Origin of the sequence: Paenarthrobacter nitroguajacolicus (genome assembly GCF_029952445.1) — a bacterium.
GTDB classification, from domain to species: Bacteria; Actinomycetota; Actinomycetes; order Actinomycetales; family Micrococcaceae; genus Arthrobacter; species Arthrobacter nitroguajacolicus_B.
In genome coordinates this window covers 101,434-115,530 of sequence record NZ_JAQPPK010000012.1, presented here as the reverse complement: position 1 = coordinate 115,530, position 14,097 = coordinate 101,434, and the positions used below count along the sequence as shown (strand labels likewise).

Below are 14,097 nucleotides of genomic sequence, written 5' to 3'. Positions count from 1 at the left end.
TGGCTCGCTACTCGGAGACGATGGCGATGTTGAACATCTTGCCCTTGGGCTGCTGCATGAAGATCCGCAACCATAGTGGCAACCACATTTCCATGGCCCTGGCCGCGTCCAGTCCACCAAGGTCCCTGATGTGCCCGGGTTCCCAACCAAATTCCTGCAGCAGGGCCGAAACTGTGGCCTTGGCTTCGGCGTCATTTCCCGCCATGAAAATGTCATGTGCGCCCGGAATGCGTCCCGGGTCCACCATCACAGGCGCACTTACCGTGTTCAGTGACTTCACCACCCGAACCTCCGGGTAGGCCCGCTGGATGGTTTCGGCGATGCTGTCCGTGTTGCAGACCGTAAGGGCGGGTGGGAAGCCGCTGGAGCCATCCAGCGGGTTGGCCACGTCCAGGAGCACCTTGCCGTTGAGGTTGTCGTCACCGGCCTCGGCGAGGACAGCCAGGCTCACTGTTCCCGGCGTCGCATTGATGATGAGGCTGGACCGGGAGCATGCTTCCGCGAAGGACCCCGCATGCCCCAGGGCGCCGGCTTGTTCAGCCCACTGCTTCCCTTTGGGATTGCCCGGCTCCCGTGACCCCATGGTCACCTCATGGCCCAGCGATACCAGCTTGCCCGCCAAGGCATGGCCCACCATTCCCGTGCCCAGAACCGCGATTTTCATGAAAGCTCCTTTGCTGAAACTGAGGTGATGGAGCCATTGTGCTCCGGTTCGGGCGCGGAAAACACTGCGTCGCACACCATAGACTGGGATGCATGACCGAGCAGAACAATGCCCTTCCCCATGATGCCGATTCCTTCAACCCGGCCGCGAGTTCCCTCGCCGGCCACGTTGACCGCACCGTGATGGATGAGCTGCTGTCCATCCGGTCAAGCATCGACAACATTGACGCCACTTTGGTGTTCCTGCTCGCCGAGCGGTTCAAGGCCACCCAGAAAGTGGGTGTCCTCAAGGCCACCCACAAGCTGCCGGCCGGTGACCCGGGCCGTGAAGCTGCACAAATTGCCCGGCTTCGCCGCCTTGCCGAAGACGCACACCTGGATCCTGCCTTTGCCGAGAAATTCCTGAACTTCATCATCAGTGAAGTGATCCGGCACCATGAGGCAATTGCCGAGGACCACCAGATTTCCAGCCAGCAGGCCTGATCCATGTCCGTGGTCAGTGACGTGCGCGCAAGCGCGACTGCCTTGGGGCCGTGGCCGGGCAGCGATCCCGCCGAGGCCATCCGGACCATCCGTGGCGAGCTTGGTGATCCCCATCTTCCGTTCCTGCCGGAACTACCGGGCCGCGGTGTGGGTTCGGACGCCACGGGCCGCACGGGGTCGCTGTTGGTGGATCTGGACATCGATGTCCAGCCGTATGGTTGGCGATTGGTGGACAGGCCGGGCAAGGATGCCCAGCGCGCCCGTTCTGCGCTGTCAACGGACATCAATATCCTGGCCGATGTCGCCGGCGCGGAGGACGTTTCGGCGAGCGAGCTCAAGGTTCAGCTGATGGGACCCCTGAGCCTTGCCGCGAGCCTCCACCTCCACAACGGCGAACGGGCGCTCCTTGACTACGGCGCCCGGAGGGACATCGCGGAATCGTTGGCAGCCGGCGTGGCGGACCACCTCCGCAAGGTTTCGGCGGCCGTGCCCGGTGCCCGGATTGTGGTCCAGATTGACGAGCCGGATATCGCCTCGGTCATGGCGGGGACCATCCCGACGGCGAGCGGGTACCGAACGCTCCGATCCATCCACGGCGAGGAGGTCACTGGAGCCTGGCGGTTGGTGATCGAAGCCCTGAAGTCCGCGGGCGCCGTCGAGACCGTCATCTCCGTGCCGGAGATCGAGGCACCCATTGATCGCATCCTCGCAGCCGGCGCCGATGGCGTAGCGGTGCCGCTTAAGGCCCTGACCACCCGCCAATGGGAGCAGCTTGCCGGTGCCGTTGAAGGCGGCAACCGTTTGTGGGCCGGTGCCTTGCCGACCGGCGAGCCCAGGGCACTCTTGCCCAGGACCGCCGAAATTGTGGAGAGTATCTGGAAGCCGTGGCGCCAGCTCGGCCTGCCTGCGTCAGGCCTGGCAGGGCTCCGGGTCACTCCCTCAACGGGGCTGGAAGACTTCACTCCCAAGGCGGCCATGGAGGTTCTGGCCAAGCTGACACAGGTGGCCGATGGCCTGGACCAGCTGGCGCAGGGTTAGATTCGTTCTTCCCAGCGGTCCGGTTCGGCGTAGCGCGGCAGGGCCGTGCCGGGTGCAGCTCCCGGGAGGTATCGCGCGAGGCGGTAGTCGAAACGTCCGGCGTAAACCAGCACAAGGCCGATCTGCGGTTGGATGACTTTGACCTGGATACGGTGCTTGCCCTCGGCCTGGTCCCACCACTGCTCGGCGTAGGCCCGGGCATCCAGCGCCGCCGGAAGGGGAAGGCGCAAGGGACCCAGCAACAAGCGGCTCGCCTTCGAAACTCCGCGAAGACGGCCTTCGGGGGTGACCGTGACATCGAGGTCGGTGACCAGGCGTCGGTAGCGGCCAACGTGGTCCACCAGCCGTGCCCGGTGTTCGTGGTCCTGCCCCTCGGGGAGAACGGCGCTCGTCGTGTCGTGGAAAAGCCGGGTGCGGCGGGGGAAATGGATCTCCCGCCGGGCGGTCAGGGCAGGTCGGCCGAACGGATCTATGTGGGCATGGTTCTCAACCCGGAAAGGAATGCCCTCACCGTACTCCGGGAAGAATGCTTCCTCGCTTCCCGTGAGGGCGAGCAGCGGCCGAAGCCATTTTTGCCGGCAACCTACGACGTCAAAAACGCCCTCCCCGATTCCGTACGTGCCAGAGCCGGCGGCCAGTGAAAAGTAGTCCTGCAGCTCCGGGGCCAATCGGGTGAAGTCTTCACCGAGGGCCAGCTGGTAGATGGGTGCGCTCATGGCGGTCCTTCCTGAATCCGGGGACTAAAGGCGACCGGCTGCTTTGAGCCGGATATAGGTATCAGCCAGCAGGGGTGGAACCTCCAGCGGTTCGGCGTCCACCACTTCGGCCCCAAGCTGCCGCAATTGGGCAGTGACTGCTGCGCGCTCCAGGAGTGCGCGCTCGGCGGCGGCCGCCCGGAACACCTGGCTGGCGGTGGTCCGTTCCGCTTTCATCTCCGCAAGCAGGGGATCGCGGACCGAAGCTACGATCACCACGTGTTGGCGGGACAGTTGCGCCACGGTGGGGAGCAGGCCTTCTTCGGGGGCGCCGCCGTCGAGCGCCGTCAAGAGCACCACCAGCGAGCGGTGCGCCGACACGGCCCGGACTTGTCCGGGGATCTGCTGCCAGTCCAGTTCGATGAGCTCTGCCTCCAGCGGGGCCATGGCCTGGACGAGCTGCCCCAGCAGGTTCCCTTTGGATGCCGACTCCACCCGCGCCCGGAGCCGCCGGTCGTACGCGAGGAAGTCGACCCGGTCCCCACCCCGTTCGGCGAGCACCGCGAGCAGCAGCGCTGCCTCTATTCCGGTGTCGAGCCGCGGTTCGTCCTCGATCCTGGCGGCCGCCGTGCGCGAAGTGTCAAGCACGACGACGACGCGGCGATCGCGTTCCGGGCGCCAGGTCCTGACCACTACGGAGGTTCGGCGTGCCGTGGCGCGCCAATCGATGGAACGGACGTCGTCGCCCCGGACGTAGTCGCGAAGCGAATCGAACTCGGTGCCCGCACCACGGATCTGCACCGCGGCCCTGCCGTCCAGCTCCCGGAGTTTCCGGAGCTTGGACGGAAGATGGCGTTTCGAGTGGAAGGGAGGCAAAACCCTCAGTTGCCCGGGGAGAGGCCGCGTGCGCTGCCTGGCGGCTACGCCAAGCGGACCCAACGAACGGATGGTCACATGCGGACTTTGCAGGTCACCGCGCCTGCCGGGCATCAGCGTCACCGTCATCCGGCGGCGTTCTCCTGACGGCACTGCCATGCGCTGTACGGCATTGGTGGCTCCCGCGGACGGCTGCCACGCATCCCTGATCACGGCGTTCAGTTTGCGCCGGGTGGTGTTGGTCACCGAGACCACCGACTCCGCCCTGCCCGCCAACGTGACATTGCCGGGCTGCTGGCGCTCAACGACGAGCTTGGCCGGGGAGGCCGCCAGAACCAGATCAAAGACCAGCGCCAGCAACAAGACCAGGCACACCAAGAGCACCGTGATCCAGGCCGGAAACATCACCAGCGGCACCAACCCTGCTACGGCCAGCGCTACGAAGCGACCCGTGATGGCCATTCAGGCCCCCTCGGCCAAGCGGACTCTCATCACCGCGGCACCGGAACCGAGGCGAGGATGCTCCCCAGGACATCATCCACCTGGATACCGTCCATCTGGGCTTCCGGCCTCAGGCCCACCCTGTGCCGGAGGCAGGGGAGCGACAAAGCCTTGACATCGTCAGGGGTCACGAAGGTCCTGCCGGACAGCCAGGCCCACGCCTTGGCAGTGTTGAGCAACGCTGTGGCACCACGGGGGGAGACGCCGAGCTGGAAGGAAGGAGCCGACCTCGTGGCCCGGACAATGTCAACGATGTATGACAAAAGTTCAGGTGCTACCGCAACCTGCGCCACTGCCGCCTGGGCCGATGCGAGGTCCGCGGCTCCCGCCACCGGCCGTACCCCGGCTGCGGCCAGGTCGCGCGGATCGAAGCCATTGGCATGGCGTCGGATAACTTCGATCTCTTCCGAACGTCCGGGAAGCGGCATGGTCAGCTTGAGGAGGAACCGGTCAAGCTGCGCCTCGGGGAGGGGATAGGTGCCCTCGTATTCCACGGGATTCTGGGTTGCCGCCACGATGAACGGGACAGGCAGAGGACGTGAGACTCCGTCAACCGAAACCTGCCGCTCTTCCATCGCTTCCAGCAGGGAGGCCTGGGTCTTGGGGGGCGTACGGTTGATTTCGTCCGCCAACATGATGTTGGTGAACACGGGGCCCTCGCGGAATGTGAATTCGGAGGAGTGGGAGTCGTAGACCAAAGAACCTGTGACGTCGCCCGGCATGAGGTCCGGGGTGAACTGGACACGCTTGGTATCCAGGCTCAAGGCAGTGGACAATGCCCTCACGAGAAGGGTTTTTGCCACACCGGGAACGCCCTCCAAAAGGACATGACCGCCACAGAGCAGGGCAATCAGCATGCCCGTGACCGTAGGATCCTGCCCCACCACCGCTTTCCCCACTTCGGCGCGGACATTCAGGAGCGACTGGCGGGCCGGGTCTTCGGCCACGTGACGCTGACCGCCTTCGACGCCGGCCGTCGCCGAGCCCGGTTGTGGTGCTGCGCTTTGTTGTGGTGCTGCGCTTTGTTGTGGTGCTGCGCTTTGTTGTGGTGCTGCGCTTTGTTGTGCCGCCGCGCCACCTGTGTACTGGCTGTTCGTGTCCGTGTAGCTGTTCGACTGGCTGTTCATCGGGACCTCGCCTCCTCTTCCATTCGTTCAAGTTCTTGTGCCCACTGAACCAGTTGGCCTTCAGTTTCCGGTGTGAAGTCGATCAATACCGCCCGTATCTCCGGAGCAGGCCGCTCCAAACGCCGGGCGGAGGCATCCACGACGGAATCCTTCGTGGCGTCGGCGCCGAGGTTGAAATGGCGGGCAAGGCGGGTCAAAGTCCCTCCCCGCAGGTTGTCGGCCGCACGCCTTACGGCACGCGCATCCTGGTAGAGCCGGGCCCTTCCCTCGGCAGTTTCGGCTGCCTTGACTACAACGGGGAGGGGCTCGAAAACCAGGGGTCCCATGCGTCGCCCACGCCAGGCAACCGCCAGCAGTGTCACAACGCCAAGCCACGGCCCTGCGTAGGCCAACCACTTGGGTGCGAGGTCGCTGAGGGTGGGATCGGTATCAGAGGCGGAGATGTCCTTGGCCCCGGGCAGGTACCAGATGAGATCCGGGTTGTTCCCGAGGGTCCGGAGGGCCAGCGCCGCGTTGCCTTGAACGGCAAGGTGTTCGTTGTCCACCAGCTCCGTGCTGCCCAGGACGATCAACCGGCCGTCTTCTGATGCTGCGTACAAACCGGGCCCATCAACGCGGCTGGAGTAACACACCTCGGGTCCCGAATAGATGGAGCCCTGCGCGGAAACCGGGCCCGCCGCAGCGGCGTCCTCCACCGCGCAGGCGGGTTCCACCACCGTTTGGCCCTCGGGAATGACACCGCCGGGCCGGAAACCGGGGCCCAGCCCGTTGAGAGTCTTAAGCCTTGGCTTGACCACCACCACCCGGTCCGCGAATTCGGTAAGGTCCTCAACCTGGAACTGGTCCAGGTATCCGCGTGGGTCATAAAGAAGGACGGTGGCATGGTCCTTGCCTGACAAAGCCGACATGGTGTCGTCGTACGAATCGGTAGTAGTCAGCGCTACTCCGTGACGTCCCAGGATCTCCGCTGCGGCCATCGCGCCATCTGGTGCGGGGTTGCGCGCGGACATCGCCCGTGGGTCCGTCGTTCCGGACATGCTGGTGACGGCGAGATAAGCTGCCAAACCCACCAGCACGGCTCCGAGGGCAATCCACAGGAGGCGTTTGCGGAACCATGCGGCAAAACCCTGCATGGACGAGGACCCCGGAGAGCCCGCTTCCCGGCCCTGCGCAGCTTCGTTCGTGGCCAGAGTCATCGAGGCACCGCGAATCCTGTGCTCTGGGCGCCGGTGAAGTCAGGCTTCATCGTCAGCAATTCGGCATCGAGGTCGCGCGTGGACTCGTAGTCTGAACGGGTGGCGCCCTGCTCGCCGTAGCGGACGGCGTCGAAAAGTCGGGCCGCCGCATCCAGGCGCTCCTGCGCTGCGCCGAAAACCTGACCCAGCTGCGCCGAAGCTTCGTCCGCGGTCCTGCCGGCGCGTACGTCGATCACGTCGCGCTCTTCTGCCGAACGGACCAGGGCCCGGAACTGATCGACGACGGCGGCCGCCCAGTCGCCGTCGTCGGCAGCCGCCAACGCCCGCTTCCGGTAGTCGTCGGCATCCATGGTGCTGTCTGCGCCATAGATGTCCTCATGCCGGGATGCCCGGCGCGCATTCAACCGGGGGCGGACTACGAAAACGGCAACAATAATAAGGGCTACGGCCAGGACGACAATCACGGGCAGGGCAAAGTTGGTGTCCGAACCTGTACCGTCCCCTTCCAGCGATGACAACCAGTCAAGGAAATCACGCCACAACTGCTCAAGCCATCCGGGTTGGGCGTCGGGATATTGCGGTTTTGAGAGTTCTTCAATGGCCCAACGCCGGGCTTCGTCGCGGTCAGGAGTCACAGGTGGTTCCATGGCAAGCAAAGGGCCAAGGATGTGCGTATGTACTGCCGTCATACCGAAGGCCAGGTGGTTGTCCCCGGCTGGGCCGAGGGCCCACCGGGAACTCCATCAGGGTTGCTGCCGGTTTCCAACATCCGCATCAGTTCAACATCCAGGCCATCACGGCGCATGCGGAGGTCCATGTACAGCAGTGCGGAGACAGAGGACTGGAAGGCGAAGGTAACAGATCCCACCAGGGCCTGGACCAGAGCCGAGATGACGGTGGTGATGACCAGCATGGAGGCAGCGGTCTCCGTGTCGGGATGGGGGGCCACGGTCTCGCTGATCAATCCAGCGGCCAACGACGCCGGAATCTGTACCACCTGGGCGATGATCCACAGCATGATGGTCACCACGAGGGTGATCCCGAAGATCCGCCACCAATTGTTTCGGGTCAGTTGCCAGGACCGGAGAAGGCCGTCATAGACACCCGTCTGCTCCACCACGATGACTGCGGGCGCAAGCATCAGCTTCAGGCCGATCCAGAGAAAAACCACTACTGAGCCCAGACCCAGGGGAAGGACGATAAGGAAGGCTCCGGGACCCATGGCCGTGAACAACAGCACAGCGATGCCCACTACTGCCGCGGCAGCCAGTATCCCGCCAAAGGTCAGTAGGGCTGCAACACCCAACAGCGGCAGGACCCGTTTTCCGGCAAGCTTCCACATTTGCTTGAAACCCGTCCGCCTGTTCAGGACGGAACGGGCCACGGGAACGGCCAACACGCCTTGGAGGACAGAGCCAAGGAATCCGAGCAGGACCGAGACACCCAGGACTCCGGCCATCACGGCGAGGAAGGGGCCCATGATGTCGTTGACTTCCGATCGGGAACCCGCGGATTCCAGGGCGACCGTCATCTGGAGCATCCCCACAGTGACAACCCCGATGAGGACCGCTCCCAGCGCCTGCACGATCAATGCCGAGCCAAACATCGAAGCAGCATTGCGGCGGATCGTTTGAAAGGATCCGTCCAGTATTTCGCCGAACTGCAATGGACGAAGGGGGATAACGCCCGGCTTGGGTGGGGCGATGTACTGGGGCTGGCCGTAGGGAGGTCCAGGGGGCCACCCGGATCCAGGCTGAGCTTGCCAATGTTGTCCCTGTCCCTGTCCCTGGGCCGGCCACGCCGACGGTCCACCCCACTGCGGCTGGTTTCCCCACGCCGGTTGGCCGTTTGGCGGCTGGTTATGGCCGGGCTCAGGCTGTGACACGTTTCCTCCCCATGAGGTCCGGTCCGCCGACACTCGACGTCCCCCATGCGGACCTTCGCACCCAGCCTATAGTCCCGCCGTCGTCCCTCCTAGCCCGCCGCACGGCTGGCGTTTGCGGTTATGCCGATGCGTGGTGCAGTACGGTGGAACTGCCCTTGTGCGCCATGCCGTGCGCGGCGCCCAACAGGACAAAGACTTGGTGATAAGGGAATATATAACTATGAAGGCACGCATTCTGGTAGTTGACGACGACGAAGCACTCGCAGAGATGATTGGCATCGTCCTGCGGAATGATGGCTTCGAGCCGGTGTTCTGCGCAGATGGCGGCCAGGCTCTTGAGGTGTTCCGTTCATCCAAGCCTGACTTGGTGCTGCTGGACCTCATGCTGCCGGGTTCTGACGGCATCGAGGTGTGCCGGCAGATCCGTGGGGAGTCCGATGTCCCGATCGTCATGCTCACAGCGAAGTCGGACACCTCGGACGTGGTCCGCGGACTCGAGTCCGGTGCCGACGACTATGTGCCCAAGCCCTTCAAACCCGCCGAACTTGTTGCACGTGTCCGTGCGCGGCTCCGCCCGGGTGAGCAGAAGGCCCCTGAAACCCTCCGTATCGCGGACGTGACCATCGACGTCGCGGGTCACCTGGTGACCCGCGGGGGAGAGCGAATCTCCCTGACTCCCTTGGAATTCGATCTGTTGGTTGCCTTGGCACGGAAGCCGTGGCAGGTCTTCACCCGCGAATTGCTCCTGGAACAGGTGTGGGGATACCGGCACGCTGCTGACACGCGTCTGGTCAACGTGCACGTCCAGCGGTTGCGCTCCAAGATTGAACGAGATCCTGAAGCGCCCGAGGTCGTTTTGACGGTGCGTGGTGTCGGATATAAAGCAGGTTCCTGAGTCCCCGGCCGGGGAAACCGGCAAGCCCGGCCAAGGCCAGGGGTCACCAAATCCTGACGCGGAAGCTGTGGGGACCGGCAGCCCAATTCCGGCCACCGCCCCCGAACCGTCATCTCCACGGCAGAAAAGGGATCTGCGCTGGTTCTTGTCCCGCGCCCGGATTTGGACCCGTCGAGGGTTGATCCTGATCCTTCGTGTTTCCCGCCTTGTCTCCATCGGCGTGCGCCAGATCAGGCCGGGCCTGCGCTTCCTGTGGCGATCGATTCTCCGCCGCTGGCGGCGTTCCCTGGAGTTCCGAACCGTCCTGACCACTCTGCTGCTGGCGGTGACCTCCTTCGCCATTGTTGGCGCCTACCTGTCCAACCAGATCGCCAACAACCTCTTCCAGGAGCGGCTGGCCCAGGCCGAATCCGAGTCACGCTACAACGTCAAACAGGTCCAGGACACGTTCGACGGCGCGCAAGTCACCGACCAGTCCAGCGTCATCACCCTTGTCTACGACACCTTGACTGCCGTGGAGGGCCGAGGCTCTGTCATCCAGCGGAGATATGTATTTGAAGCGGCGCCGGAACAGACGAAGCCGCGAAACCGGTGGGTGGAGTCGCGCGCCTCGGATCAGTTGACCATCCGGGTGATTCCGCCTGACCTCCGCAAAGCCGTGCAGGAGGGTGGCAAGCAACAGTTCTGGGCTCCCACGCAATTCCCTGTCGGCAATGAGGACCGCCCCGGGATCGCAGTGGGAAACAAAGTAACCTTCAACGGCACTGTCTATGAGCTGTACCTGATTTATGACCTCAACACCGCCCAGCAAACCCTGGACGAGATCCAGAACGTTTTGTGGGCCGGTGGCGCAGCCCTGGTCCTGATGATCGGGGCGATTGCCTGGTACGTGACCCGGAACGTCGTCAGTCCGGTGAGCCATGCCGCCGTCGTGTCCGAGAAGCTGGCCGCCGGGCAGTTGCAGGAACGGATGGTGGTCAAGGGTGAAGACGAAGTGGCCAGGCTGGGGGCATCCTTCAACCACATGGCGGCAAGCCTCCAGGAGCAGATCACACAGTTGGCCACGTTGTCGCAGATGCAGCAACGGTTCGTCTCCGATGTGTCCCACGAACTGCGTACCCCGCTGACCACGGTGAGGATGGCGGCGGAGGTTCTCTTCGACGCCCGTGATGAATTCGACCCCATGAACAAGAGATCGGCCGAGCTGCTCTATTACCAGGTGGAGCGCTTCCAGTCCCTGTTGTCGGATCTGTTGGAAATTTCCCGCTTTGATGCCGGTGCCGCCGTACTCGACGCCGAACCCCAGGACATCTTCCAGGTAGTTTCCCACGTGATCGAAGGCGCGGCGCCCGTGGCAGAAGAGTATGGTTCTGAAGTCCGACTCAACGCCCGGCAGAAGGGCATCATCGTGGAGATGGATTCACGGAGGATCGAAAGGATCCTCCGCAACCTCTTGCTCAACGCCCTCGAGCACGGGGAGGGCAAGCCGATCCATATTTCCGTCGCTGCAAACAAGGACGCGGTGGCCGTATCCGTCAGGGACCACGGAATTGGCATGACCCAGGCTGAGGCCGCGAGGGTATTCGACCGCTTTTGGCGTGCGGACCCTGCCCGTGCCAGGACCACAGGTGGCAGCGGCTTGGGGCTGTCGATCGCGGCGGAAGACACCAAGCTCCACAACGGTTGGCTTCAGGCGTGGGGCAGCAAGGGTTCCGGTTCCAATTTCCGGTTGACCCTGCCCCTGCGCCAAGGCGGTTCCATTGCCAAGTCCCCGCTTCAACTTGAGCCCGCGGACATAGATTTTCCAGGTGCCGCGAGCGAGCGACAGGTATTCGTCCTGGGTACGGAAACCCCAAAGGCCCTGCCCGGCTCTTCCTTGAACACCGATGTTTCGACATCTGCAGATCAGGACGCAGGGGAGAAGCGATGAAAAAGCCTGCACCCCAGCGCATCAAGGCCATGCTTGCTTTGCTGGCTGTGATCGTGGTCCTCCTCTCTTCGTGTGCTCAGATTCCCCGTTCCGGCCCTGTTGGCAAGAGCAAAGACGAGGGTGCCGGAAATCCCAACGCCCCGGTGTTCTTCCCTGCAGCGCCACGTGCCGGTTCCAGTCCTGAGGCGATCATCGAGGATTTCTACATGGCCGGCAGCGGTTATGAGGATGACTATCCTGTGGCCCGCCAGTACCTGACGCAGGCACAATCGGTTACGTGGAAGCCGGATAAGAGGGCACTCGTTTTCCGTGAGGCCGAAGTGGTGAAGTCAGCCACTGAAAATGAGTATCTATACGTGCTCGACGTCGCCTACTCCGTGGACGCCGACGGCGTCGCAACACAGTATCCGCCGGGAACGAAGGAAACCATTCCGCTGACGCTTGAACAGGTGGAGGGGGAGTGGCGGATTTCCAAGGTCCCGGATGGAACAGCGATTCCGGAGGAAACGTTCAAAGTAATTTACGGCGCCTTCCCCATCTATTTCTATGACCCGACCTTCACGTACGCGGTGCCCGATTATCGCTGGTTCATTAAGAAAAACACGGTCAAGTCCATGACCAGCGCCTTGCTTGCCGGTCCGGCCCCCTACCTGCGGGGTGCCGTTGTCAGCGCCTTTCCCTCCGGGATGAAGCTCGCACGCGAATCCGTGCCGGTGGTTTCAGGTGCAGCACAAGTGGATCTTTCCGCGAAGGAATTGTTCGACGCGTCTGCCGAAGACCGCCAAAGAATGCAGAACCAGCTGGCTCTGACATTCCGGAGCCAGCCAGATGTCATCAACGTGCAATTGCGCGCCGACCAGGACCTGGTCCGGGTGGAAGACAACGGCACCGTCCTGCCGCCGGTGGTGGATAAGACCGTCGCTGCCCACCAGATCGCTGTGAACAACGGCGAGCTCGTGCGCTATGAAAACAACCGGATTACGCCCCTGCCCGACATCCAGTCGGTGGCCGGGCTTGGACCGCATTCGCCCGCTGAGTCCCCCGCATCCCAGACCGCTGCTTTCCTGAACGGCGACAAGACCACGCTCTACTCGATCGAACCTGGTCAGCCTGCCCGTCAACTGACCACCAGAAGTACTCTCACAGGGCCTTCCTTCAGCCCACAGAATTGGGTGTGGACGGCGGGTCCGGGGGCAAACGGTGCTGCCGAAGTAGTGGCCTACAAACCCACTGGCATCGCGCCGGGCACGGCAGTTCCCAACGTCACGATTACCCCGGCGTGGCTGGCTGGTCGAACCGTGAAGGATTTCAGGGTTTCAAGGGAGGGGACCAGGGCGCTGATCATTTCGGAGTTGAACGGAAAATCCTCCGTGCAGATCGCAGGCATAGTCCGGAATCCCGATGGGGTCCCCAAGGACCTCACCACCCCCATCACGCTGCTCACCACTGGAGCGGTGGACCAAGGCGTTTGGGTAAACGCGTCGACCGTGGCCGTGATGTCCGGTTCGGCGACTTCCACGGTGGTTCCTGAATTGCTGTCTCTTGCATCCGGTGAGGCCCAGCAGCTTGCGCCGTGGGATGGACTGACCAGCATTAGTGCCGGCAACGGTCCGGACCAGATATACGGCCAGTCCGAGGCTGGGGTCTTCCAACGCGTTGGAAACGGCTGGGAGCTTCAACTAAAAGGACCCATCGAGCCGGCCTTCCCGGGCTAATCACCTTTCCCGGCTTGGGCGTGCTTTCGTAGGTCCTGGGGTGGATTTCGGAGATTCGGCCACGTTGTCCACATAGGACGCAGCATGGCTTCTTTACCGGAAGGCTGTGGCGCAGGCTCGCTTCATGACTGTTACACCCCACAGCCCTCTCTTCGGTGGCCAGCGACATTTGCGGGCCAAGGATCCGGATATCGGGGCCCCTGATCCTGGCCAAGCGCGTCGTCGGGGCAGGGACTCCAGCCGGCTTGGGCGCTTTGCGGCAGCAATGGAAGGCTCACTGGACGAGCTTCGCGCCATCATTGTTCCGGTCGAATGCATCTGTTGCGGCGCGGAAGACACAGTGCTGTGCACCGATTGTGCCAAGCGAGTGCGCCAGTTTTGCGCCCAGCCTTTCCGGGCGGAACAGCAATCACCGGCCCTTGTCACCGTGCACGGAGTGCCGAGGATCAAGGTTGTTGCGGCGGGGCCATATCGTGACGAACTGGCGCAATGCCTGCTGTCGTTCAAGCACTCCGGTCAGTGGCGGGTAGGCGGTGTCCTGGCAACGTGCCTGGGCAAAGCCGTTGAAGCAGCCCTTGGCCATCAGGCCGGATATTGTCTTGTACCCGTTCCAACCAGCGGCGCCGCATACCGTAAGCGTGGATTCAGCCCGGTACACCTTTTGCTTCTCATCCTGCGCTTACGTCGGATGACGCCTCACTGCCCGCAATTGGACGTGTTGGAGAAAGTTCGGGCTTTTCCACTACGAAAAGGAGGCATGACATGGCTCCGTGAGTTGCCTTTGAGGCTGGTTGACGTCGTGCTCGGACGCGAGGGCAGAGGTGGGGGAACCGGCCAGAAAGGACTGGGCCGGGGCGATCGCGCCCGGAAAGTCAGAGGATCCATGCGCGTCAGGCCCACTCGGATCAAGCTGGTCCGGGGCAGGAAATGCATCCTTGTGGACGACGTCCTTACCACCGGAGCAACGCTCTCCGAGGCGGCACGTGCTGTGGGCGCTGCCGGTGGGGTTGTCTGCGGCGCTGTAGTGCTGGCGGCCACGAGGCCACCAGCCTACGCCGTGTTGAGAGCGGCAAGCGACCACCTGTGAAGTCAT

Annotated in this window: 14 protein-coding genes; 6 read left to right on the top strand and 8 right to left on the bottom strand. The window is 63.4% G+C overall.

The features are described 5' to 3' along the window. Nucleotides 1-7: 7 nt before the first annotated feature. Nucleotides 8-664, bottom strand: coding sequence for an NADPH-dependent F420 reductase (locus tag PJL15_RS10895; protein WP_281451159.1), 657 nt, complete (start codon nucleotides 662-664; stop codon nucleotides 8-10). A 92-nt stretch (nucleotides 665-756) separates the two neighbouring features. Between PJL15_RS10895 and PJL15_RS10890 the strand changes: the two genes are divergently transcribed. Further along, nucleotides 757-1,146 carry a chorismate mutase gene (locus tag PJL15_RS10890; protein ID WP_281451158.1) on the top strand — a complete coding sequence of 130 codons (390 nt, stop codon included), beginning with the start codon at nucleotides 757-759 and terminating at the stop codon, nucleotides 1,144-1,146. A gap of 3 nt (nucleotides 1,147-1,149) precedes the next feature. After that, nucleotides 1,150-2,184, top strand: a complete 1,035-nt coding sequence (locus PJL15_RS10885) for a hypothetical protein (protein WP_281451157.1) — start codon at nucleotides 1,150-1,152, stop codon at nucleotides 2,182-2,184. Here the strand turns inward: PJL15_RS10885 and PJL15_RS10880 are convergent. Genes PJL15_RS10880 through PJL15_RS10855 form a run of 6 tightly spaced genes read right to left on the bottom strand, consistent with a single transcriptional unit; the run spans nucleotide 2,181 to nucleotide 8,185 of the window. Further along, nucleotides 2,181-2,900, bottom strand: a complete 720-nt coding sequence (locus tag PJL15_RS10880; protein WP_281451156.1) for a DUF4166 domain-containing protein — start codon at nucleotides 2,898-2,900, stop codon at nucleotides 2,181-2,183. The genes PJL15_RS10885 and PJL15_RS10880 overlap by 4 nt on opposite strands. A gap of 24 nt (nucleotides 2,901-2,924) precedes the next feature. Then, nucleotides 2,925-4,217: a DUF58 domain-containing protein gene (locus PJL15_RS10875; RefSeq protein ID WP_281451155.1), complete on the bottom strand. Its 1,293-nt coding sequence runs from the start codon at nucleotides 4,215-4,217 to the stop codon at nucleotides 2,925-2,927. Nucleotides 4,218-4,246: 29 nt separating this feature from the next. Then, a complete protein-coding gene (locus PJL15_RS10870) occupies nucleotides 4,247-5,383 on the bottom strand; it encodes an AAA family ATPase (protein WP_281451154.1) in 1,137 nt (378 codons plus the stop codon). Beyond that, complete coding sequence (locus PJL15_RS10865; protein WP_281451153.1) at nucleotides 5,380-6,579, bottom strand: DUF4350 domain-containing protein; 1,200 nt, start codon at nucleotides 6,577-6,579, stop codon at nucleotides 5,380-5,382. Before PJL15_RS10865 ends, PJL15_RS10870 begins: the two co-directional genes overlap by 4 nt. Continuing rightward, a complete protein-coding gene (locus tag PJL15_RS10860; RefSeq protein ID WP_281451152.1) occupies nucleotides 6,576-7,214 on the bottom strand; it encodes a DUF4129 domain-containing protein in 639 nt (212 codons plus the stop codon). Before PJL15_RS10860 ends, PJL15_RS10865 begins: the two co-directional genes overlap by 4 nt. 50 nt (nucleotides 7,215-7,264) lie before the next feature. Further along, nucleotides 7,265-8,185, bottom strand: a complete 921-nt coding sequence (locus tag PJL15_RS10855; protein ID WP_281451151.1) for a glycerophosphoryl diester phosphodiesterase membrane domain-containing protein — start codon at nucleotides 8,183-8,185, stop codon at nucleotides 7,265-7,267. 499 nt (nucleotides 8,186-8,684) lie between these two features. Between PJL15_RS10855 and mtrA the strand changes: the two genes are divergently transcribed. From mtrA to PJL15_RS10840, 3 genes are read left to right on the top strand one after another with little or no spacing between them, the layout of a single operon-like run. Continuing rightward, nucleotides 8,685-9,359, top strand: a complete 675-nt coding sequence (gene mtrA / locus PJL15_RS10850) for an MtrAB system response regulator MtrA (protein ID WP_144649950.1) — start codon at nucleotides 8,685-8,687, stop codon at nucleotides 9,357-9,359. Then, on the top strand, nucleotides 9,331-11,289 hold the full coding sequence (mtrB, locus tag PJL15_RS10845) for an MtrAB system histidine kinase MtrB (RefSeq protein WP_281451150.1): 1,959 nt from the start codon (nucleotides 9,331-9,333) through the stop codon (nucleotides 11,287-11,289). The genes mtrA and mtrB overlap by 29 nt, the downstream gene beginning before the upstream one ends. After that, nucleotides 11,286-13,004: an LpqB family beta-propeller domain-containing protein gene (locus PJL15_RS10840; RefSeq protein ID WP_281451149.1), complete on the top strand. Its 1,719-nt coding sequence runs from the start codon at nucleotides 11,286-11,288 to the stop codon at nucleotides 13,002-13,004. The genes mtrB and PJL15_RS10840 overlap by 4 nt, the downstream gene beginning before the upstream one ends. A 409-nt stretch (nucleotides 13,005-13,413) precedes the next feature. Here the strand turns inward: PJL15_RS10840 and PJL15_RS10835 are convergent, their stop codons facing one another. Next, the gene (locus tag PJL15_RS10835) at nucleotides 13,414-13,662 is read right to left on the bottom strand and encodes a hypothetical protein (protein ID WP_281451148.1); all 249 of its coding nucleotides are present in this window, start codon (nucleotides 13,660-13,662) and stop codon (nucleotides 13,414-13,416) included. 99 nt (nucleotides 13,663-13,761) lie between these two features. Between PJL15_RS10835 and PJL15_RS10830 the strand changes: the two genes are divergently transcribed. Continuing rightward, nucleotides 13,762-14,091, top strand: coding sequence for a phosphoribosyltransferase family protein (locus tag PJL15_RS10830; protein ID WP_281451147.1), 330 nt, complete (start codon nucleotides 13,762-13,764; stop codon nucleotides 14,089-14,091). The last annotated feature ends 6 nt before the right edge of the window (nucleotides 14,092-14,097 follow it).

Excerpts from the sequence above, each read along its gene's own strand:
- PJL15_RS10895 (WP_281451159.1), bottom strand. The coding sequence starts at position 664 with ATGAAAATCGCGGTTCTGGGCACGGGAATGGTGGGCCATGCCTTGGCG.
- PJL15_RS10890 (WP_281451158.1), top strand. The coding sequence starts at position 757 with ATGACCGAGCAGAACAATGCCCTTCCCCATGATGCCGATTCCTTCAAC.
- PJL15_RS10885 (WP_281451157.1), top strand. The coding sequence starts at position 1,150 with ATGTCCGTGGTCAGTGACGTGCGCGCAAGCGCGACTGCCTTGGGGCCG.
- PJL15_RS10880 (WP_281451156.1), bottom strand. The coding sequence starts at position 2,900 with ATGAGCGCACCCATCTACCAGCTGGCCCTCGGTGAAGACTTCACCCGA.
- PJL15_RS10875 (WP_281451155.1), bottom strand. The coding sequence starts at position 4,217 with ATGGCCATCACGGGTCGCTTCGTAGCGCTGGCCGTAGCAGGGTTGGTG.
- PJL15_RS10870 (WP_281451154.1), bottom strand. The coding sequence starts at position 5,383 with ATGAACAGCCAGTCGAACAGCTACACGGACACGAACAGCCAGTACACA.
- PJL15_RS10865 (WP_281451153.1), bottom strand. The coding sequence starts at position 6,579 with ATGACTCTGGCCACGAACGAAGCTGCGCAGGGCCGGGAAGCGGGCTCT.
- PJL15_RS10855 (WP_281451151.1), bottom strand. The coding sequence starts at position 8,185 with ATGTTTGGCTCGGCATTGATCGTGCAGGCGCTGGGAGCGGTCCTCATC.
- mtrA (WP_144649950.1), top strand. The coding sequence starts at position 8,685 with ATGAAGGCACGCATTCTGGTAGTTGACGACGACGAAGCACTCGCAGAG.
- PJL15_RS10840 (WP_281451149.1), top strand. The coding sequence starts at position 11,286 with ATGAAAAAGCCTGCACCCCAGCGCATCAAGGCCATGCTTGCTTTGCTG.
- PJL15_RS10830 (WP_281451147.1), top strand. The coding sequence starts at position 13,762 with ATGACATGGCTCCGTGAGTTGCCTTTGAGGCTGGTTGACGTCGTGCTC.